This is a genomic window from Lysinibacillus sp. NPDC048646 (assembly GCF_050272295.1).
In the GTDB taxonomy this organism is placed as follows: Bacteria; Bacillota; Bacilli; order Bacillales_A; family Planococcaceae; genus Lysinibacillus.
The window spans coordinates 161,689-181,579 of sequence record NZ_JBNNLZ010000003.1; the positions used below are offsets into that span (position 1 = coordinate 161,689).

General features: G+C 38.1%; 19 protein-coding genes and 1 pseudogene. 5 read left to right on the top strand and 15 right to left on the bottom strand.

Annotated elements, in window-relative coordinates; translation table 11 throughout:
* Window positions 1-103 precede the first annotated feature (103 nt).
* The 11 genes and pseudogenes from ACQKII_RS05330 to ACQKII_RS05380 all read right to left on the bottom strand — a co-directional run bounded on the left by ACQKII_RS05330 (window position 104) and on the right by ACQKII_RS05380 (window position 12,000).
* On the bottom strand, window positions 104-895 hold the full coding sequence (locus ACQKII_RS05330) for a CsxC family protein (protein WP_427457048.1): 792 nt from the start codon (window positions 893-895) through the stop codon (window positions 104-106).
* A gap of 200 nt (window positions 896-1,095) precedes the next feature.
* Window positions 1,096-1,459 (bottom strand): annotated as a pseudogene (locus ACQKII_RS05335) (DDE-type integrase/transposase/recombinase); the annotation flags it as partial.
* 243 nt (window positions 1,460-1,702) lie between these two features.
* Window positions 1,703-2,440: a 16S rRNA (uracil(1498)-N(3))-methyltransferase gene (locus ACQKII_RS05340; RefSeq protein WP_427457050.1), complete on the bottom strand. Its 738-nt coding sequence runs from the start codon at window positions 2,438-2,440 to the stop codon at window positions 1,703-1,705.
* A 74-nt stretch (window positions 2,441-2,514) separates the two neighbouring features.
* Window positions 2,515-3,456, bottom strand: a complete 942-nt coding sequence (prmA, locus tag ACQKII_RS05345; protein ID WP_427457052.1) for a 50S ribosomal protein L11 methyltransferase — start codon at window positions 3,454-3,456, stop codon at window positions 2,515-2,517.
* A gap of 21 nt (window positions 3,457-3,477) precedes the next feature.
* Window positions 3,478-4,590, bottom strand: a complete 1,113-nt coding sequence (dnaJ, locus tag ACQKII_RS05350) for a molecular chaperone DnaJ (protein ID WP_427457054.1) — start codon at window positions 4,588-4,590, stop codon at window positions 3,478-3,480.
* 241 nt (window positions 4,591-4,831) lie between these two features.
* Window positions 4,832-6,673: a molecular chaperone DnaK gene (gene dnaK, locus ACQKII_RS05355; RefSeq protein ID WP_427457056.1), complete on the bottom strand. Its 1,842-nt coding sequence runs from the start codon at window positions 6,671-6,673 to the stop codon at window positions 4,832-4,834.
* A gap of 76 nt (window positions 6,674-6,749) precedes the next feature.
* Window positions 6,750-7,331, bottom strand: coding sequence for a nucleotide exchange factor GrpE (grpE, locus tag ACQKII_RS05360; RefSeq protein WP_427457058.1), 582 nt, complete (start codon window positions 7,329-7,331; stop codon window positions 6,750-6,752).
* Between the two features lie 11 nt (window positions 7,332-7,342).
* The gene (gene hrcA / locus ACQKII_RS05365) at window positions 7,343-8,374 is read right to left on the bottom strand and encodes a heat-inducible transcriptional repressor HrcA (RefSeq protein ID WP_427457060.1); all 1,032 of its coding nucleotides are present in this window, start codon (window positions 8,372-8,374) and stop codon (window positions 7,343-7,345) included.
* 89 nt (window positions 8,375-8,463) lie between these two features.
* The gene (hemW, locus tag ACQKII_RS05370) at window positions 8,464-9,609 is read right to left on the bottom strand and encodes a radical SAM family heme chaperone HemW (RefSeq protein WP_427457062.1); all 1,146 of its coding nucleotides are present in this window, start codon (window positions 9,607-9,609) and stop codon (window positions 8,464-8,466) included.
* Window positions 9,610-9,844: 235 nt separating this feature from the next.
* Window positions 9,845-11,014, bottom strand: a complete 1,170-nt coding sequence (gene chrA, locus ACQKII_RS05375) for a chromate efflux transporter (protein WP_427457064.1) — start codon at window positions 11,012-11,014, stop codon at window positions 9,845-9,847.
* A gap of 119 nt (window positions 11,015-11,133) precedes the next feature.
* Window positions 11,134-12,000, bottom strand: coding sequence for a DUF4179 domain-containing protein (locus ACQKII_RS05380; protein ID WP_427457066.1), 867 nt, complete (start codon window positions 11,998-12,000; stop codon window positions 11,134-11,136).
* Window positions 12,001-12,401: 401 nt separating this feature from the next.
* On the opposite strand from ACQKII_RS05380, the gene ACQKII_RS05385 reads away from it, so the two are divergent.
* The 3 genes from ACQKII_RS05385 to ACQKII_RS05395 all read left to right on the top strand — a co-directional run bounded on the left by ACQKII_RS05385 (window position 12,402) and on the right by ACQKII_RS05395 (window position 16,841).
* A complete protein-coding gene (locus ACQKII_RS05385) occupies window positions 12,402-13,115 on the top strand; it encodes a polysaccharide deacetylase family protein (protein WP_427457068.1) in 714 nt (237 codons plus the stop codon).
* 401 nt (window positions 13,116-13,516) lie between these two features.
* Window positions 13,517-15,160 carry a pyridoxal phosphate-dependent decarboxylase family protein gene (locus ACQKII_RS05390; protein WP_427457070.1) on the top strand — a complete coding sequence of 548 codons (1,644 nt, stop codon included), beginning with the start codon at window positions 13,517-13,519 and terminating at the stop codon, window positions 15,158-15,160.
* The gene (locus ACQKII_RS05395; RefSeq protein ID WP_427457072.1) at window positions 15,144-16,841 is read left to right on the top strand and encodes a methyl-accepting chemotaxis protein; all 1,698 of its coding nucleotides are present in this window, start codon (window positions 15,144-15,146) and stop codon (window positions 16,839-16,841) included. The genes ACQKII_RS05390 and ACQKII_RS05395 overlap by 17 nt, the downstream gene beginning before the upstream one ends.
* Before the next feature lie 83 nt (window positions 16,842-16,924).
* On the opposite strand, the gene ACQKII_RS05400 is transcribed toward ACQKII_RS05395, so the two are convergent.
* Window positions 16,925-17,881 carry an SDR family NAD(P)-dependent oxidoreductase gene (locus ACQKII_RS05400; protein WP_427457074.1) on the bottom strand — a complete coding sequence of 319 codons (957 nt, stop codon included), beginning with the start codon at window positions 17,879-17,881 and terminating at the stop codon, window positions 16,925-16,927.
* A gap of 82 nt (window positions 17,882-17,963) precedes the next feature.
* Window positions 17,964-18,536, bottom strand: coding sequence for a TetR/AcrR family transcriptional regulator (locus ACQKII_RS05405; protein ID WP_427457076.1), 573 nt, complete (start codon window positions 18,534-18,536; stop codon window positions 17,964-17,966).
* Window positions 18,537-18,646: 110 nt separating this feature from the next.
* Between ACQKII_RS05405 and ACQKII_RS05410 the strand changes: the two genes are divergently transcribed.
* Window positions 18,647-18,751: an HAD hydrolase-like protein gene (locus tag ACQKII_RS05410; RefSeq protein ID WP_427457078.1), complete on the top strand. Its 105-nt coding sequence runs from the start codon at window positions 18,647-18,649 to the stop codon at window positions 18,749-18,751.
* A gap of 28 nt (window positions 18,752-18,779) precedes the next feature.
* The gene (locus ACQKII_RS05415) at window positions 18,780-19,028 is read left to right on the top strand and encodes a hypothetical protein (protein WP_427457080.1); all 249 of its coding nucleotides are present in this window, start codon (window positions 18,780-18,782) and stop codon (window positions 19,026-19,028) included.
* 71 nt (window positions 19,029-19,099) lie between these two features.
* Here the strand turns inward: ACQKII_RS05415 and ACQKII_RS05420 are convergent, their stop codons facing one another.
* Entirely contained in the window at window positions 19,100-19,525 is a 426-nt protein-coding gene (locus ACQKII_RS05420; protein WP_143995421.1) for a GatB/YqeY domain-containing protein, read from the bottom strand.
* 52 nt (window positions 19,526-19,577) lie between these two features.
* Window positions 19,578-19,769: a hypothetical protein gene (locus ACQKII_RS05425; RefSeq protein WP_427457082.1), complete on the bottom strand. Its 192-nt coding sequence runs from the start codon at window positions 19,767-19,769 to the stop codon at window positions 19,578-19,580.
* Window positions 19,770-19,891: the final 122 nt, after the last annotated feature.

The following is a 19,891-nucleotide window of genomic DNA, read 5'->3' on the forward strand; positions in this document are numbered from 1 at the left end:
GAAAGTTCGATTCAACCGAACTTTCAACTGCCTACACAATTATTGTTTTTTTCAGTGTCTTGGAATGCCCATTTTTATCTGTTTTGGTCCTCTAAAAAAGACATTAACAAAAATCAGTAGGTGGCATAATAACAGTACTAGCTGGAGGAGTAAGTGCCGAAAGAACAGGTGTTACTACACTACTAGCCGCAAGGCGGATTTGTTGCACTTGTAGTACTTTTACAGTAAGTTCCAGTACAATTTTTTCACGCAATGTGCTGAAAGTACCTTCAGGTCTTGTCATAATTGGTGAAAAATCAAGTTCAAAGAAGTTTGCAGCTACTAACTCGCCAAATGGTTGTTCATTGTATTTGACAAGATTTTGGAAGAAAGCCTTATCCAATCGAGCATCCAGTTGGGTACGTTCATTAAGGAAGTTCGCTTCTGCAAACTCTGAAATTCCTAAGATCGGAGTAGGACCTCCAGCTACTTGTGGGAAAGTAAGGTCTGCAAAACCAGAAAACGGAACATCGGCAATTCTATCTCGAAGTGCCCCATTACACTCTGCTGAAGCATATTCTATATTTTTACGAATATGTCCTGCTACAAATAATTTAGCTCTTGTTACCCTAAAAAAGTCAGTGCCATCAATACGTGTAAATCTAACTGGTACCAGTTTAACTTGATTCAGGAATACATTTTTTTTCACTCTTTTGATTTCAGTTGCTGCAGGACTAAGCGTAATATCCGACTCCACAACTATTTGAAGTGTTGGTTCTGAAAGTACAACCGGAATTTTAACAATTGGAGTCGAAATCGGTGTAGAGACTACTGGAGTATTCGCACTATTTAATGGTATTTGTTCCATTGATGATACAGGACAAGGTAGAAACTGATTATCTAATTGATCACTCAAAAAAATTCCCTCATTTCATTTTATAGTATTAGAGAGCGCTCTATATAACTAGAATATGAAGCAATCAAATCTATGCATGGACGTTTTACTAGTTCTTTTATTCATTTTAATAAAAGGGATTTTTGAGCTGAGAGATAGGTTTTTAATTATCCGCTAGTCCCTCGGCTATCGTAACTTTTAGTGATTGTAGTGTTCCATATATTATCGAGGCAGTTCCCTTTAGGAGACATACTTTGTGTAATGCCATGTTCTTTTAATGCGTTCTAGATAAGTGAGTGATGGCTTGTTCTAACAGCTTTGAAACGAGTCGAAGATAGGACGTTTTTCAAGGTTATACGCATTAATTCCTCCATTAAACAAATCTAGTACCGGTGCTAGATAAAATTTCTCTCCAAATAAATGGAATTCGGTCACATCCGTTACCCACTTTTGGTTTGGTTTTATCGCCACGAAATCACGTTTTAAAATATTTGACGCAATCTTCCCGACATTTCCTTTGTATGAGCAAAATTTTTTCATTCGGACAAGTGATTTCAAACCCATTTTTTTCATAAGACGTTGTACTATAACTTTCTTTTCCTAATAAATAAAGATCAATCTCATTTATTTTATCTTCTAGTGTAATTTTATCCATATAAAAACTGCACCCCCAATTGTTAGTTAGTGTCTAACAATTTAGGTGCAGTTCATTTTAAGTGGTTTTTGCCCAAGCTTTGTCGTTATTGAGTTTGTACGCATCATCATGTCATTTACTCACGCACAGCCAAAAGTGTGAAAAGCCTCTTTCGACAAAGCTAAACACCTCGTTCATTCAAATTCATAAGATATTGCAGACAGTGCATAAAGTGGCGCTGTTTCTGCTCGTAAAATTCTTGGTCCAAGAGACATTGTTTGTGCGCCTGCTTCGAGCAGTACTTGTGCTTCTTTACGTGCAATGCCACCCTCTGGACCGAAGATGATCAGTATTGATTTCGACTCCTTATCATACACGTTTTTTAGTTTCTCCGCAAACCTTGTGCGTTTTCCAGCCTTCGCATCCTCTTCATCTGCGATAAAAATCGCGTCAAATTTGTGTACATTTGCGACTAATTGCTTAAAACTAATTGGTTCGTGAATGACAGGTATATGGGTACGATGTGACTGTTCCGCAGCTTCTTTCGCAATTTTTTGCAAACGTTCCTGCTTTTTCGCTCCCTTTTTTGTGTCCCATTTTACAATGGAACGTTCGGCTTCAAATGGTAATAGTGCATACATGCCAAGCTCTGTCGCTTTTTGTGTTATGAGTTCAAGCTTATCTCCCTTAGGTAAGCCACAAGCCACCGTTACATGGACAGGCAACTCTGGAGAAGGGATTGTACGGTCAGTCGGTTGAACAAGCACTTCATCACTTTCGAAGGCTGTAATTGTACAAATATGCGCCTTATTTTCAGCAACAACGACGATTTCCTCGCCTTCCTTCATACGCATCACACGTGCAATATGGCGTGCATCTTCTCCAATAATACGCGCAGCTTCAATACCCGTCTCGATGAAATAACGTTGCATATTATTCCCTCCTTCATAAAGAAAACGCCCAACCACAAGCACTCGGCTCACGATTTGGCGCTTCCTCCGTCAATTTATTGTGGACGACGGGCGATAATGGCTACCCAATCTTCCATTAGTAATACTTCTTCAATCACAAAGCCAGAAGCTTCGAGCGCTGCTTTCACATCATCACGTTTAGCGCCAATGATGCCTGAAGTGACATATATTCCACCTGGTTTAACAATTGTGAATGCATCGTCTGTAAAGGACATAATAATTTCTGCCAAAATATTGGCTACTACGACATCGGCAGGTTCTTTCACGGTATCAAGCAAGTTGCCATGGAAGACAGTTACTTTATCGTCTACATGGTTTAACGCCACATTTTCTTTTGCTGAACGTACAGCTACTTCGTCTAAATCAAGCGCATGAACGCTTTTAGCACCAAGCATTGCTGCGCCAATTGAAAGAACGCCAGAACCTGTACCGATATCGACTACCTTATCGCCTTCTTTTACGACCTTTTCAAGTCCTTGTAAACACATGACAGTCGTGGGATGTGTGCCTGTTCCAAATGCCATCCCAGGGTCTAATTCAATAATCAATTCATCTGTTGAAACAGGCGTATAGTCTTCCCATGTTGGTACAATTGTAAAGCGTTCAGAAATTTTTACAGGGTGATAGTATTGCTTCCACGCTGTCGCCCAGTCTTCCTCGTTCACTTCAACAATGGATACAACATTTTGACCAATATCGATATTGAAATTTGTTAAATTTGTAATAGCCGCTTTAATTTCTTCGACTGTTTCATTTAAAAAACTAGACTCCGATAAGTAAGCCTTAACGATCACACCATCTTTTGGAAAATCATCCTTATTTAGCGCATAAATTTCACCAAATTGATCTTCGCGTGGCTTCGCATATTCAGCAGAATCTTCAATTACAACACCACTAGCCCCTGCTTCATGCAAAATATTTGAAATTGCTTCCACCGCTTCATTTTTTGTATGAATGGATAATTCTGACCACTTCACGTAGCTCTTCAGCTCCTCTAATTATTCACCTTGGAATTTTTTCTTGATTTTATCAAACAGTGAGCTTCCTTGTTCTTCAGGAATATCGCCACTAATTTCTGCAAATTCACGTAGTAATTGCTTTTGTTTTTCTGTTAATTTTTCTGGCGTGATAACTTTGACAGTAACATATTGGTTACCTGTGCCGTAGCCATGTACATTTTTCACGCCTTTGTCTTTTAGGCGGAATTGTGCACCTGATTGTGTACCAGCTGGAATACGTAATTTCACTTTACCATGTACAGTCGGTACCTCAATTTCATCACCAAGAGCTGCTTGTGGGAATGTTAATTTTAAATCGTAATAAATATCGTCGCCATCACGTTCAAATTCATTGTGCCCCTGTACGCGGAACATAATATACAAGTCGCCCGCTGGACCACCGTTGATACCAGGTTCACCTTGCCCTGAAACACGAATTTGTTGCCCATCATCAACACCTGCTGGGATTGTAACTTTGATTTTTTTACGTTGTTGGACTTTTCCTTCTCCACGACAAGTTGAACATTTTTCTTTGATGATTTTACCCGTACCATGACATGTCGAACAAGCACGACGATTCATCATACGACCAAAAGGTGTGTCTACTGCTTGATTTACTTGCCCTGCTCCATTACATGTTGAACATGTGTCAGGTTTTGTACCTGGTTTAGCGCCAGAACCATGACATGTGTCGCATGTTTCATCTTTTGGGATTTCAATATCAGTTTCCTTACCAAAAATTGCTTCCTCAAATTTAATGTTCATGCGATATTGCAGGTCATCCCCTTTGCGTGGTGCATTCGGGTCTTGACGACGGCCGCCGCCGCCAAAGAATGAGCTGAAAATATCCTCGAAGCCGCCAAAGCCGCCACCACCGCCACCAAAGCCTGCATTTGGATCTTCATGACCAAATTGGTCATAGCGCGCTTTCTTTTGTTCGTCACTTAGAATTTCATAAGCTTCAGCGATTTCTTTGAATTTTTCATCTGCACCTGGTTCTTTGTTAATATCAGGATGGTATTGCTTTGATAGTTTACGATATGCTTTTTTAATGTCATCTTTAGAAGCCGATTTTGTTAAACCAAGCACCTCGTAGTAATCGCGTTTCTCCATGATTCACACTCCGCTCTTTTTGCATAAAATCTATTGTAACATGCAGTTAAAAAAACTGCCTCTCTTTTTTCATCATATGAAAAGCTAATTCGTGCCGCTCCGCACGCTTCAAGCATTAGTGGGCCAGAAGCGACCTGAAACAATGGCCTAAATGCCTTGACACTAATTTTATACTTTGTAAAGAGAAAAGCCAAAGCCGCAAGCGGTCTTTGGCTTCTTCACTTTACTATGTTACTTGAAATTATTTATCGTCTTTTACTTCTTCGAAGTCAGCATCTACGATATCTTCAGCTTTTTTATCATCGCCAGCATCTGGACCTGCTTCGCCACCTTGAGCAGCTTGTGCAGCTGCAGCAGCTTGTTCGTATACTTTCATTACTAATGGTTGTAATACGCCTTCTAATTTTTCTTTAGCAGTTTTAATGCCTTCTAATTCACCAGCCTCAAGTGCCTTTTTCAATTCATCACGAGCATCTTCTACAGATTTTTTCTCGTCTTCTGTGATTTGTTCACCTAAGTCTGTGATTGTTTTATCCACTTGGAATACTAATTGATCTGCTTCATTACGAAGATCTGCTTCTTCTTTACGTTTTGTATCAGCCTCAGCGTTTGCTTCAGCATCTTTTACCATGCGTTCAATTTCGTCCTCTGATAAACCTGAATCAGATTGGATGACAATTGTTTGTTCTTTATTTGTTCCAAGGTCTTTCGCTTTAACAGAAACGATACCGTTTTTGTCAATGTCAAATGTAACTTCGATTTGTGGAATACCACGTGGTGCTGGTGGAATATCCGCTAATTGGAAGCGACCTAATGTTTTGTTATCCGCTGCCATTGAGCGCTCACCTTGTAATACGTGAATATCTACGGCTGGTTGATTATCAGCTGCAGTTGAGAATACTTGTGATTTAGACGTTGGAATCGTTGTGTTACGGTCGATTAATTTTGTGAACACGCCGCCCATAGTTTCAATACCAAGTGAAAGTGGTGTTACGTCTAGAAGTACTACGTCTTTTACGTCACCAGTTAATACGCCACCTTGTACCGCTGCACCCATTGCTACTACTTCATCAGGGTTTACACCACGGTGAGGCTCTTTACCAGTTTCTTTACGTACTGCTTCTTGTACTGCAGGAATACGAGTAGAACCACCAACAAGGATTACTTGGTCAAGTTCTGAAGCAGAAAGACCAGCGTCAGATAAAGCTTGGCGTACTGGACCAACTGTACGGTTTACTAAGCTTAACGTAATTTCATCGAATTTAGCACGCGTTAAAGATACTTCCAAGTGAAGTGGACCTTCAGCACCAGCTGTGATGAATGGTAATGAAATTTGTGTTGAAGTTACGCCTGATAAATCTTTTTTCGCTTTTTCAGCTGCATCTTTCAGACGTTGCATTGCCATTTTATCTTTAGAAAGGTCAATACCGTTATCTTTTTTGAATTCAGCTACTAGGTACTCGATAACTGCGTCATCGAAATCATCCCCACCAAGCTTGTTGTCTCCAGCAGTTGCTAGTACCTCGAATACGCCATCACCTAATTCAAGGATCGATACGTCAAATGTACCACCACCAAGGTCAAATACTAATACTTTTTGGTCTTGGTCTTGTTTATCTAAACCATATGCCAGTGCAGCAGCTGTTGGTTCGTTGATAATACGTTCTACTTCAAGACCAGCGATTTTACCAGCGTCTTTTGTTGCTTGACGTTGTGCATCGTTAAAGTATGCAGGAACAGTAATAACCGCTTTTGTTACTTTTTCACCTAAGTAATCTTCAGCATAACCTTTTAAGTATTGAAGAATCATTGCAGATACTTCCTGTGGTGTATACTCAGTATCTTCCACTTTTACTTTTTCAGCAGTACCCATTTTAGATTTAATAGAAATAATCGTGTTAGGGTTTGTTACTGATTGTCGTTTAGCTACTTCACCAACTTGGCGTTCACCGTTTTTAAATGCAACGACAGATGGTGTTGTACGGTTACCTTCTGGATTTGGAATTACTTTTGGTTCTCCACCTTCAAGTACAGATACACAAGAGTTCGTTGTTCCTAAGTCAATACCGATAATTTTGCTCATAGTAAAATTTCCTCCTAATATTTAAACGCATTGGTGCGTTTGTTCACTAAATTTAATTTACTAAATAGTGCTATGACTATTCGTTAACAGATACCATTGATGGGCGTAATACACGATCTTTCAAGATATAACCTTTTTGAAGTTCACGTACGACTACACCCGTCTCTTTTTCACTATCCTGCTCTTGCATGACAGCTTGGTGGATGTTCGGGTCAAACTGCTCACCCTCTGCATTAATGACCTGTAAGCCTTCTTTTTCAGTTGCTTCTATAAGCGAACGGTACACCATTTCAATGCCTTTCACAATTGATGCCGCTTCATCAGAAGTAGCTTCAATTTGTAAAGCACGTTCAAAATTATCTAATACCGGCAATAAATCTGTTAATAAATTTTGTGCACGGTACTTTTCAGCCGCCTCACGTTCAAGTTGTTGACGACGACGTATATTGTCAAAGTCTGCACGCAGACGTATATGACGATTCTCTTCGTCATCTAGCTTTGCTTGCAATTCTGCTAGCTTCGCTTCGTACTGCTCTTCAATCGTTAGTTCTACCTGCTCTTCTACTACTTCTTGAGCTTCTGTTTCTACTACTGTTGATGCGTTTTCAGCTTGTACATCTTCCTGTACAAGATTTTGATTTTCGGTTTTTCCAGTCACTTGAATCCTCCTTAATAATCATTACGATTCTTCGTAAAGGCCTGTGATAAATCCATGCGAATTACGTCTAGCAAAGCAACTACACGCTTATAATCCATTCGTGTTGGACCAATGATCGCGATGGCCCCCTGTTGTTCTTCACCAATTGTATAAGTGGTCGTAATGACACTACAGTTCTCCATCTCTAACTGCTTATTTTCTGAGCCTATACGTATGTGAATACCTGATTCATTTGGATGGAAGAGCGATTGCACTTGGCTATTCGTCTCCATTAAGTCCAGAATCATGCGGACCTTATTTAAATCGTGGAATTCCGGTTGGTTGAACATATTTGTTTTACCACCATAAAAAATTTTACTTTCCGAATTATGCATCGTTGCTGATACAAGGGAATGTATAAAATCATCCGCTGATTGTATATGTTGCTGTAGTACAGCAAATACTTCAACCTCGATTTTTTTCTGGATTTCATCTAATGACACGCCCACTAAGCGCTCATTTAAGATGTTAACCATCTTCTCAAGCTCAGAAGCGGTAATATTAGGCGGTAAATTAAACATGCGATTTTCAACATGCCCGTTATTCGTCACGATAATCGCTACTGCTGTATCACTCGAAAGTGGTACAATGGAAAAGCGTTTCACTCGATGTCTTTGAACATCAGGTCCTAATAGTATCGACGTATACGATGTCAGCTCTGATAAAATATTGGCAGATTTTCGGATAATATGCTCTACTTCTACTAAACGGTCTTTGAAAATTGATTGAATTTGTTGAATATCCTTAGAGTTAATACCTTGTGGATTCAACAAATGATCTACATAAAATCTATACCCCTTTTCCGAAGGCACTCGACCAGAGGATGTGTGAGTTTTCTCTAAAAAACCTAATTCCTCTAAATCCGCCATTTCGTTGCGAATTGTGGCTGGACTAAATGTAATCTCTTGTTTTTTTGAGATTTGGCGAGAACCTACCGGCTGTGCAAACGTAATAAAGTCGTCTACGATGACTTGTAATATCTGTAATTGCCGATTCGTAAGCATGATTACCACCTCTGTTAGCACTCGACTAAGAGGAGTGCTAATACTATTATTAAGTTATCAAATCCCACATTTTCTGTCAATGAAATCGCTCAATCTTCTAGTAAAAATTCTTGAAAAACTTCATTTCCTACAAAACGGCCTTTTCGTGTAAGACGAATACCGTTATTATCATGTTGCAATAAATCTTCTAAAACTAACTTATCAATGACATGTCCATAATGCATTTGCATAGAATCTTTAAATTTCTCTTCATATATACTATGAGAAACGCCTTCCGTTTTTCGTAACCCTAAAAACATTTGCTCTTCCCGTTTTTCAGCCTCCGTTACTACATGCTCATGCGTAATCGGTAATTCTCCAGCAGCTAATGCATCCATATATTTTTTTAACGGTCCATGATTTGAATAACGAATACCACCCAAATATCCATGTGCTCCTGCACCAAATCCTGCATATTCGTCGTTTTCCCAATAAATTTTGTTATGCGTTGAAGCAAAATCACAACGCGCGAAATTACTAATTTCATATTGCTGAAGACCATGGGCATCCATCTCATGCATAAGCACATCGTACATATCCGCTTCTAAATCTTCAGTCGGTAATTTCAGCTTACCTTTCGCATACTGGTTATAAAAAATCGTTTTTGGTTCCACTATAAGTGAGTACGCTGAAAAATGTGGTAAGTCGAGCGCAAATGCTTTTTCTAATGAGTCCGTCCATTGCGCCATCGTTTGACCAGGCAAACCGTACATTAAATCGATGCTAATATTTTCAAACCCAACCTTTCTAGCCAAAGCGATCGTTTCATATACGTGTACATTACTATGTGTGCGGCCAATTTTCTTTAGCAAATCTTGATCAAATGACTGCACCCCCATACTCAATCGATTAACACCACCATCAAATAGTGCGCGCATTTTTGCCTCAGACAGTTCATCGGGATTGGCCTCTGATGTAAATTCTGTCACACTACGCATCGGAATATACGTGCGAATAAGTTCGAGAAGTCGCTCCAATTGTTCAGGGGACAATGCAGTAGGTGTCCCACCTCCTAGAAAAATCGTTTCTATTTGTTTGAACCTGCTAGGATGCTTTTTAGTCGCAAGGGCCATCTCCTTCCCAAGCGCTTCTATATATTCATCTACCGGTTGATTTTTAAAGTAAAATTTATTGAAATCGCAATAATTGCAGATTTGATGACAAAAAGGAATATGAATGTAAACACCCCGTGCCATAACTATCCCTTCTTTCTTGTTGAGTCTTTTTCCATTTCCTCATTATAAACAATCGTTAAGAAGAACGCTATGAATCCATCTAGATTAGAATAACGAGCGATACATCTCAAAATACAACATCATCATTATATTTTCATGAATTGCACTGTACGCAAAAAAAATCAAAACCATTAGAAATATAATGGCTTTGATTTCTGTAAAAAGAAGTCTAATGAAAATGCCCCTATAAAATACCTTAATAAAAAACAATGCCGACTCCAAACCCTAATAGTACTAGTAAATACGGTTGGACTTTCCATCGAATCAAGAGCACTAAAAATACGAATGCAATAAGTACATCCAAGCCACCCTGAATTGTTTGCGTAATGATTGGATAAATAAAAGCAGCCGCTAAAATGCCAACTACCGCTGCGTTGGCACCAGCCATTGCACCTTTCAATCCAGCAGTACGACTAATTGTAAACCAAAACGGTAGGACGCCGATTATCAGTAAAAATGCCGGAAGAAAAATGGCAATTGTGGCACCAATGGCTCCAGGGATTCCACCAATACTCATGCCTATATAAGAGGCAAATGTAAATAACGGCCCAGGTACAGCCTGTGTAACCCCATAGCCTGTTATAAAGTCAGATGCACTTAGTAAGCCACTTTGAACAAACTGTGTTTCTAGTAGTGGAAATACTACATGACCCCCACCAAAAACTAATGCGCCAGAGACATAAAATTTTTCTATTATCGTGAGCCATTCAAGTTGAAAAAGTGAACTGGCTACAGGTAATCCGATGAGTAAAATTATAAATAATAACAATAAAGTCATCCCAGTTGTTTTCGAAATAGGCAGGATGATGCCCTCAGAGTCTCTGGTTGTAGTGCTTTCTTTAAAGAATGTAAAGCCCGCTAAAGTTGCCACGATAATAACAACCATTTGAGCAAATGGATGAATCCATAAAAGCAATACTATAAGAGCCGATAAGGCGATTAAAAAATGTCGTATACTAGGGATTAGCTTTTTTGACATTTCCCAAATTGCTTGAGCAACAATTGCAACAGCCACTAATTTTAAGCCATGGATCCAGTTCAGCTCCATTTTTGTGTGTCCGTAAAAATAGGCAAATCCTATTAATAGCAGAACAGAAGGCAAAGTAAAACCAATAAAAGAAGCAATACTTCCTAACACCCCACCCCGTAGTAGACCTATTCCCATCCCTAGCTGACTCGATGCAGGTCCAGGTAGAAATTGGCTCAACGCAACTAAATTACTAAATTCTTTGTCAGTTAACCATTTTCGATTTTGAACATATTCATTTTGAAAATAGCCTAAATGTGCTGTAGGTCCACCAAAGGAAGTACATCCTAATTTAAAGGAAACGAGAAAAATCTCCAATATCTTTCGCAAACTCTTCAACTACTTTCCATGTCATATACAGTAATATTACATGGAATATTCATTATTTTAGATTAAGATATTGTTAAATTTTTTCTTTCTAGATCACGACACCCCAGTTAAACGAAAATTCTCATAGTTCATTTCTCGCCGACTTGAATTGCTGGGCCAAGTTCTCTATCACCTGCATCAACAGGTATCAACTCATACATTTCATCCTTTAAATACAGCGCATCGAAGCGAATTCCCCACATTGTATGCTCCTCATTTAATGTATAAGAAGAATCTAAACGCCTTGTTTTTCCAGACTCCGTTAGAATTTTAAATACGATAGCTTCTTTTAAGCTTTCGGTTGACTGAAAGTATATTGTGGTAGAAATCGGTGTAGAGACAACCTTTTCCACCTCAATTTTTTGCCCATTACTAAGCGTTATTGCTTTATTTATAGGGATAATTTCCCTATCATCTAACAGTTGCTCTTGCGAAGCCTCTATTTTAAATCTCCACGGTTTATCAATCGTTTTTTCCCAGTTCCAATCGTTATAACGAATATCAAGCTTTAGCTTTTCATGTTGCGGTAGGTTACTCATCTTCACGCTGTTATATATCGTATAGGTTGATGCTGTTTGCGCAATGGTCTGACCGCCATTTCTAACTGTATAATCTTTACCGTTCACTAATACTTGAGGCAAGAAAAAAATTTGATTATCGAAATCTAAGTCCTTTACTGGCTCGAATGTTGCATTAAGTAAAATTTGATTATCATCCACCATCACTTCATTTAATGTCAAACGCCCGAAGTTATTTTCAATCGTTTGACCAATAATCGTTTTGTATGTACTAAAATCAGGCTCCTTAGATTTATCTAAAATAGATGCTGTGAAAGGTAATTTAATAATTATTACACAACCCACTGCCAGTAGACACAAAGCTACAATAAACCATTTTTTACGTACTCGATTTTTCCTTGGCTGGTCTTCAGACAAACAATGCTCATTGGACAACATAAACACCTCCATTCTTCACAAATTACAATATATTCTTATGATTCATTGTAATATCGAATGAGGTATTATATAACCAATCATCCCCTGCAACAAAATTTACATACTAAAAAAAGAAAAAAGCCAGCAACAAGCCGTTTTTCGACATCATTGCACAACCTTAATTCTGAATAGAGAGGAAAAAATAGCGAGATTCCTGTGGAAGAACGAGCCAGCTAGACCCCTTACGATGTGTAGAGAAAGAAGAGACTAGTTGGTTTGTAGGCGAGTGACTTTTTCAAAACCTGATTATTCTCACTTCCTACTTGTAAATGAACAAAGATTGTAAGCAAATTGTAATGTCATAAAACATATTTCACACTGCATAAGAAATAACAATACCGTTTGAGGGGTTGGTTTTGCTCATGAAAAAGAAAATCTACTATATAAGTATTGGATTGCTGTGCACGGTCGTTTTAACATTTGGGACATACAAATTAATGAACGCTAGAACGTATCAACTGTTTGGTGACATTACTGCACATGTAGAGACAGATGAAAAAGTTATCGCTTTAACATTTGATGATGGTCCTACAGAAAAAGTCAATGAACTTCTGCCAATATTAGACCAGTACAATGCCAAGGCAACATTCTTTCTTATTGGTCAAGAGATAGAGGAACATCTAGAAGAGGCACAGAAAATTGGCACAAACGGTCATCAAATTGGCAATCACACTTTCTCCCATCAGCGAATGGTGTTCAAAAGTAACGCCTTTATCAAAGAAGAAATTGAAAAAACAGATCAACTTATTCAACGCATCGGCTATACAGATGTAATTGCTGTTCGACCACCTTATGGCAAAAAACTAATTGGGCTTCCTAATTACTTACATAAACACAAGCGGGACACCATCATGTGGAATTTGGAGCCTGATACGTACTACTCGTCAGCGGAAGAGATGATTAAATATGTAAAAGATAATATCCAACCAGGTGCCATTATTTTAATGCACCCCATGTATGATGACACTGGTAATGAACTACAAGCCATTGAGGGTATTTTACAAGCACTGACTAATGATGGCTATTCATTTGTTACTGTTAATGAGTTAAAAACTTTAGAACGCATAGAAAATTAAAAGAAAGAATAACCTTAACTCTATAAATGCGATAATATTAAAATCATTATTTCGATAGTAATAACCATGACTATAATTATTGTAGATAATTATACGACCGATGCTTAGCTTCTGTTCAGAATAGTGGACTCTCACGTATTTTGTGAGATACCCTCTTCCCCTCTCCTCTTATGAAATAAAGAAAAAACCTTTCTTCCACTTATGCTAAGTGATTATAAAATCATCATCCTCTCTCCCAATCATTCCATTTCAATAAGTCAGATTATTAAGAAATGTCAAAAATTAATATCCCAGGCAAATATTAATATATTTTCTATTATAATATGTTATTATAATTTTAGAAAAATGTCCTATTGTTAACGCAACAATAGTGAAATATGAACTATAAAGGAAGATGAAAAATGAAAAAAATACAACAACTTTTCCAAAGCGAAGATGGAAATATCGAACAAAGAGAGAATTTTCTTTCACTATTAGAGAAAATTGTATCTTCATTAGACGATTTAAAGAATCCAAATAAAACAACACTTGGGCCGATGAAAGAGCGCTCTGCCAATTTTTACCAAGATCTAATGCAAGATAACCAAGTACCCACATCAGGTATAGGTCTTGATCAGGTTGTCGATAATTTGACACAACTGATGCAAGGACATCCTTACCATACACGCAACTTTGTAACCAATGTTTTACCAATGGCTAGCATTCCTGGCGTATTGGGTCAATTTACAAATGCCTTACTTAACGGTAACAATCTGTGGGATGTATACGGACCAGCTGCCGCAGAATGTGAGGTAAAGGTTGTAGCGATGATGTCGAAGTTAGTAGGCTATGACTTCACACAAAGCTTTGGTTATACAACTTGGGGCGGTCAAGGGGCAGTATTCAGCGGGCTACGACTTGCTATTGCCAAACAATTCCCTCATGCAAAAGAAGAGGGTGTACCTAATAATTTATATTGCTTCGCTTCAGAAAATGCGCACTACAGCTTATTAAAGTCGATTGAAGCCGTTGGCATTGGTAGCAAGCATTTAATTCGTGTGAAGGCTGGGAAAGATCATTCCATGGATGTACATGATCTGGAGGCTCGCATGACAGAAGTTATCGAAAACGGTGGTATCCCGGTTTATGTAGTAGCGACAACAGGTGCTACTGACCAATTTGGCATTGACGATGTACAAGCAATCAAAGAAGTTACGACAAGCCTTGAGAAAAAGTACGACTTAAAATCAATACATATCCATGCTGATTCAGCTTTAGGTGGTTTTTACGCCTTTTTCAATGATTACGATTTCAAGCAAAATCCTCTACATTTTGAAGAGGAGGTCTTACAAGGTCTACTACACATTCATGAGCGTATGCAGCATCTAGCCATTGCAGATAGCCTTTGCTTTGACTTCCAAAAGCTCGGTCAAACTCCTTATTTAACAAGCTTATTCTTAATAAAAGAAGGTAAACATTTACAGTTGCTTGACATCGACGACTTTGACACACCTTATGTAGGTAATAGAGGCTATGGCTCTTATCATACGGGCTATACATTAGAGTGTTCTCGAATGGGTAGTTCGATTGCAATTTACGCTGCATTGCAAGCATTCGGAAAAGAAGGTTACCAACAACTATTAGCCAATTATGTACGTGTAAATTTAGCATTCCGCGCTCAACTAGCTGAAAAAATTCCAATGTTACAAGTTATCAATGCGTCAAATATCGGGCCAGTAACAGCCTTTCGTTTGTATCCTAAAGACTTTAATTGGGCTTCTGAACAAGCAGGTAACTATACACAAGATCAACTTGAATATATTAATGCTATTAACGCTTCTTTATTTGAAATTTTAGGAGAGGGTCGCGATGAAGTATTTTTCGGAGATACAACGCGTGTTTGCACTGTTAGCGCTAGGGATACACAACAACAAATTCCAGTCGCTGCGGCAAAATTCTTTTCTATCTCTCCTTATACTGAAACGGAACATATTAGCGCTATGATTCATTTTTTACAACAAAAAGTAAAAGTATTGGAGGCCTCACAAATTGAATATAGTCACTAAATTAAAGAGTTCCTTACTCTATAAATATATTGCAAGTTTTACCATTCCAATCGCGATAATATCAGTCATATTTAGTGTAGTATTATTCGCTGTTTCTTATCGAATCATCGACAATTATGTTATTACACAATTCGAGACATCCTTAGAGGTTGTATCTGGCACGATTTTTGAAGATATCGAAAAAACGGATGTCATCGCAGCGGATAACGGCAGTCAGGAAAAATATCAAAAAATCTTAGATGAATTGAATAGAACACTCAAAAAGTATGAGATTGAAAATGCCTATGTGCTTTCCCGTGCAGATGGTAATGAACATATTATAGCTTTAAGTAATAAAGATAGTTACAAAGAGGATTATGTTTTCGATGAAAAAATGAAAGCATCTTTAGACAATGGAAATGTTCAAATCAGTGATATTTATAAGGATGAATTCGGTACCCATAAATCGATCTTTATTCCATTTAAAAATACGGATATCCTTTTCGGTTTAGATATGGATGCCTCATTCATTTCTAAGCTTCAGACACAGACTCTTTGGATATGTATTATTATGACAGTTATTTTTGTGATATTTGGTGTTATTGTGGCTTATTTCATTAGCATCGGTATTACAAAACCAATAAAAAAAATGACGGGTTATGTTGGTAAAGTGGCACAAGGAGACTTGTCTGTTCAGCCTCTGCAAATCAGTGGCTCAAATGAAATTGCACAACTTTCTAACGGTATTCAAAATATGACAGAGGATTTACGTTCTCTTATCCACCAAATTGGTGAAAATGCTGAGCAGGTAGCTGCAATGTCAGAAGAATTATCTGCTAGCTCTGAGCAAACAAGCGCATCCATTCAACAAATTACCTCTTCTATGCAGGAGGTAGCAGGTGGCTCAGAAGTGCAAACAACTTCCATTGAAGAGGTTGAAAATCATATTACAGCCATCTCCACAAAAATGTCAGAGGTTGTATCCAGCGTCAATGATGTAACGACTAAGGCATTTAGTGCATCCTCTATTGCAGAAAAGGGCAATACAACGATTCAAAGTGCTACACAGAAGATGGATGAAACATCCGATGCAATTCATGCGACTTCAGATGTTGTGAAGCGTTTAAGTTCATACACGAATGAGATCGGTGATATTGTAACATTAATTACGCAAATTACAGACCAAACGAATTTACTTGCATTGAATGCATCGATAGAGGCAGCACGTGCTGGTGAACACGGTAAAGGTTTTGCTGTTGTGGCTGAAGAAGTCCGTAAACTAGCTGACCAATCTCTAGAAGCTGCTAATAGTATTCGCTCACGGATTGATACGATTAAAGAGGAGTCTACTCAAGCTGTGAAATCCATGGCGATTAGTAGCAGTAATCTTGAAGAAAGTTCTACTTCCTTTAATGCTTCAGGCGAAGCCTTTGGAGAAATTTTTTCTCATATTACAGCACTTACCCAAGATATGGACCATGTTAACAACATCATCTCCAATATAAATAGCGGGGTTAGCAGTATTGCTAGTTCTGTAGAGCAAGTTGGTGTTGTAGCTGTTCAAGCATCTGGAAATATTCAAAGCGTTGCTGCCGCTTCAGAGGAACAGTCAGCTAGTATCGAAGAAATTACTGCCTCTTCAAATAATTTAGCTGAAATGGCACAAGAGTTACGCAATATCATACAAAAATTTAAACTATAGCAAATAAAAATGACTTTGAGCACCTCTGCCAAAGTCATTTTTTATTTTGTTTTAAGTTCTTCATCATAGTCTTCAATTTATTTCTAATGGCCATTGATTTGTTCTTGTTCCCTCTTCTTCAACCACACCAAAGTCTCATGTAGACCTTCCTTATACGAAGTTTGTGGTAATGTTCCAATGGCTTTTTCATATTTTTCCCCACTCAAAATAACCGGCTGTTCTGTTAAATACATCATTTCCTTCATTTCCTTCATAAATGGTGAAAAGATGGCTAACAGTCCAATCATTGCTTTCGAGACTGTACGAACCTCCCTCTTATAGCCTGTGATGTCACGTAAAATCGTCACTAATTGTTCCCCAGTAACAGTGTGAACAGCTGGCACATGCCAATTTTGATTATATGTGTCAGATTGTAGCGCTAGCTCAACCATAGCTTTAGCTCCATCAAATGTATAAAGGAATTCCCTCGCCACTTGCATGTTCCCCACATAATTTGCCTTTTTATCTTTGACAACACTTTTTAACGTTCCATGTAAAATTGTATTTTCTGCGTTTGGTCCATATAAATCAGGCAGATGAACAATTAATGAGGGTACACTACTTTCCATTAAATTGTTTTCCATGGCTAAGCGAATTTTCCCTTTTTTCGTATGCGGGATCTTCCTTGCCTCCTCTGTTACAAGGTTTGTAGATTGCCTTCCATATGCATATATATTGTCTACAAGTGCGATTTTCGCCTGCTGCGCCTGCGCAACCTTAATTAGGATATTTATACACCTTATATGCTTATCTTCCCATTCTTGATAGGGAAAGCTAATTGCATGAAAAATAACATCTACGCCGTGTGAAGCCTTCCGTAACTGTTCTTCATTAAAGACATCGCCTGTATAAATTGTCACATTCGGTTGATGTTGAAAAAGAGCTACCAACTTCTCTTTCCCTCTAGAAAAAGCCACAACCTGTATACCTCTCGCAGCTAATTCGTTAACAAGTGCATAGCCCATTCCACCGGACGCCCCTACTACTAATGCTTTCTTCACAGTAAATCCCCCTTTAATTAACCACTGGTCAAATAATGCTAAAAGCAAGCTCCAGATTCATATAATCTAGAGCCTACATTCCTTATGTTAATGCTTTGACGAGAAATTTAGCGTGTACATTTACTGACTCTCTCGCTTCCTCATAATTCTTCACATAATGACGATAATGTGCAACAAAACCGTGTAACGCAATAAATGCACAATGTATATCTGAAACCAATAATGGCTTCATCGATAATGTTTGAACAGCCTGCGCAAATTTTTCATAACTAAGGTTGGCAGCTTCTTGTGATAAGCCATCGATTTCGACGTCTCTCACCATAAACATCAATTCATATTGGCTTTGATGGTTTAAACCAAATTCCATAAAGCCTGTAAATACATGATGAAGTTTCGTCTGATGATCTTCAGCTCCATTGTTTACAGTCTCATCTAAGATTGTATTTAATTCCGCAAAGTACCCACCTATAATGACATAAAATAATTCCGCTTTATTTTTGAAATGATAGTAAATAGCACCATGACTACAACCGAGTTCTTTTGCAATACTACGCATAGATACCTGATGAAAATCCTTTGCAATAAACTGCTTATGTGCCTCGTCTACAATCATCTTTCTTGTCAATTCTTGTGCTGAAGGCTTACGTGGTGACATGACTTCCTCCCCTAACTGACCAGTGGTTAATTAATAGTATAGTGCTTTCTCATTTATTTGGCAATTAATAACTTACAAATCAATGACAATGAAATGAATCGAGGGATAGTATGATAAAAGCCATTATTTTCGATTTTGACGGTACTATAGCGGATACTTTACCAATTTGTTTTTTTGCTTTTCAAAGAGTATGGCGACGATGTAGAAATTCCTAAGCCACATCCTGAGGGTTTACGGAAAACTTTGGATTTATTAGATGTCAATCATACAGAAGCATTTTTTATTGGTGATAGCGATGCTGATATACTTGCCGGAAAACAAGGGAATATTTACACAGTAGGCGTACAATGGCTGAAAAATTATGATACTGTATATTTTACGATTGAGCCAAACGTTCTATTAAAAAATGTATCGGATTTTATAACAGTATTAAAAGTGAAGAACCCCGAATATGATTTTCTAGAATGGATAGAAGAAGGGATAGCCCGCTAGTGTAGCGTTGGCTATCCCTTGTGTTTGAATGTAAAACTTTATCGTTTCCTGAAGATGAAGCAATATAGTTGTTAGATTAAACTTTTTACAACTTTTGAAATAACAGCACCTTCTGCTTGACCCGTTAACAGTGGTTTAGCAATTTTCATCGCTTCTCCCATATTCATGCCTGATATAACTCCCGCTGCTGTTAGTTTTTCAGCAATTTCCTCTTCAGTTAATTGTTTTGGAAGAAATGATTTTAATAACACTAGTTTCGCTTCTTCTTTCTCAATTAAGTCTGCACGACCAGCATTTTGTGCGCCTTCCAATGCCTGATTGGTTTGCTTCACTTCACGATTGATGATGGCGATTTCCTCGTCGTGTGTCAAAGGCTCACCCTTTTCCTTCTCGGTTAGATCCAGTGCAGATTTTACAAGTGTAAGGACACCTTTTGCCAATACGTCCTTTTCTTTCATCGCCTTTTTAAGTTGTTCGAAAACCTCAGTTTTTAACATTATTTTCACTCCTTCTATTACATGGACTCACCTTTTATTGTAACACTAATGCTTACACTCGTTGTAGCTTTTGAGCGCTTAGCTGAAACTGCATATTTAAGGTACTTTTCCCGACCCCATTATCGCCCACAATACCGATGCAATCAAATTGATGTAATAAACGATCTATTACATCTATTATGATGATTTCTTTCTCGAAAAAAGTCACTTCAATATTTTCTAATTCCAAGCATATTTTTTCCATATTCGCTACCTCCGAAATGTAGTATTTCGTATCGATAGCTAGGATCGATACGAGCTTATGCTGCTAAGCTCGTATTAATAAAACAAAAGCATCATCATCAGTTACCATTCCCTATCTCTAAA

Coding starts and splice junctions, on each gene's coding strand:
- ACQKII_RS05340 (WP_427457050.1), bottom strand. CDS start 2,440: ATGCAACGTTATTTCATCGAGACGGGTATTGAAGCTGCGCGTATTATT.
- dnaJ (WP_427457054.1), bottom strand. CDS start 4,590: ATGGAGAAACGCGATTACTACGAGGTGCTTGGTTTAACAAAATCGGCT.
- dnaK (WP_427457056.1), bottom strand. CDS start 6,673: ATGAGCAAAATTATCGGTATTGACTTAGGAACAACGAACTCTTGTGTA.
- hrcA (WP_427457060.1), bottom strand. CDS start 8,374: ATGCTTACGAATCGGCAATTACAGATATTACAAGTCATCGTAGACGAC.
- hemW (WP_427457062.1), bottom strand. CDS start 9,609: ATGGCACGGGGTGTTTACATTCATATTCCTTTTTGTCATCAAATCTGC.
- ACQKII_RS05380 (WP_427457066.1), bottom strand. CDS start 12,000: ATGTTGTCCAATGAGCATTGTTTGTCTGAAGACCAGCCAAGGAAAAAT.
- ACQKII_RS05385 (WP_427457068.1), top strand. CDS start 12,402: ATGAAAAAGAAAATCTACTATATAAGTATTGGATTGCTGTGCACGGTC.
- ACQKII_RS05390 (WP_427457070.1), top strand. CDS start 13,517: ATGAAAAAAATACAACAACTTTTCCAAAGCGAAGATGGAAATATCGAA.
- ACQKII_RS05405 (WP_427457076.1), bottom strand. CDS start 18,536: ATGTCACCACGTAAGCCTTCAGCACAAGAATTGACAAGAAAGATGATT.
- ACQKII_RS05410 (WP_427457078.1), top strand. CDS start 18,647: ATGATAAAAGCCATTATTTTCGATTTTGACGGTACTATAGCGGATACT.
- ACQKII_RS05420 (WP_143995421.1), bottom strand. CDS start 19,525: ATGTTAAAAACTGAGGTTTTCGAACAACTTAAAAAGGCGATGAAAGAA.
- ACQKII_RS05425 (WP_427457082.1), bottom strand. CDS start 19,769: ATGGAAAAAATATGCTTGGAATTAGAAAATATTGAAGTGACTTTTTTC.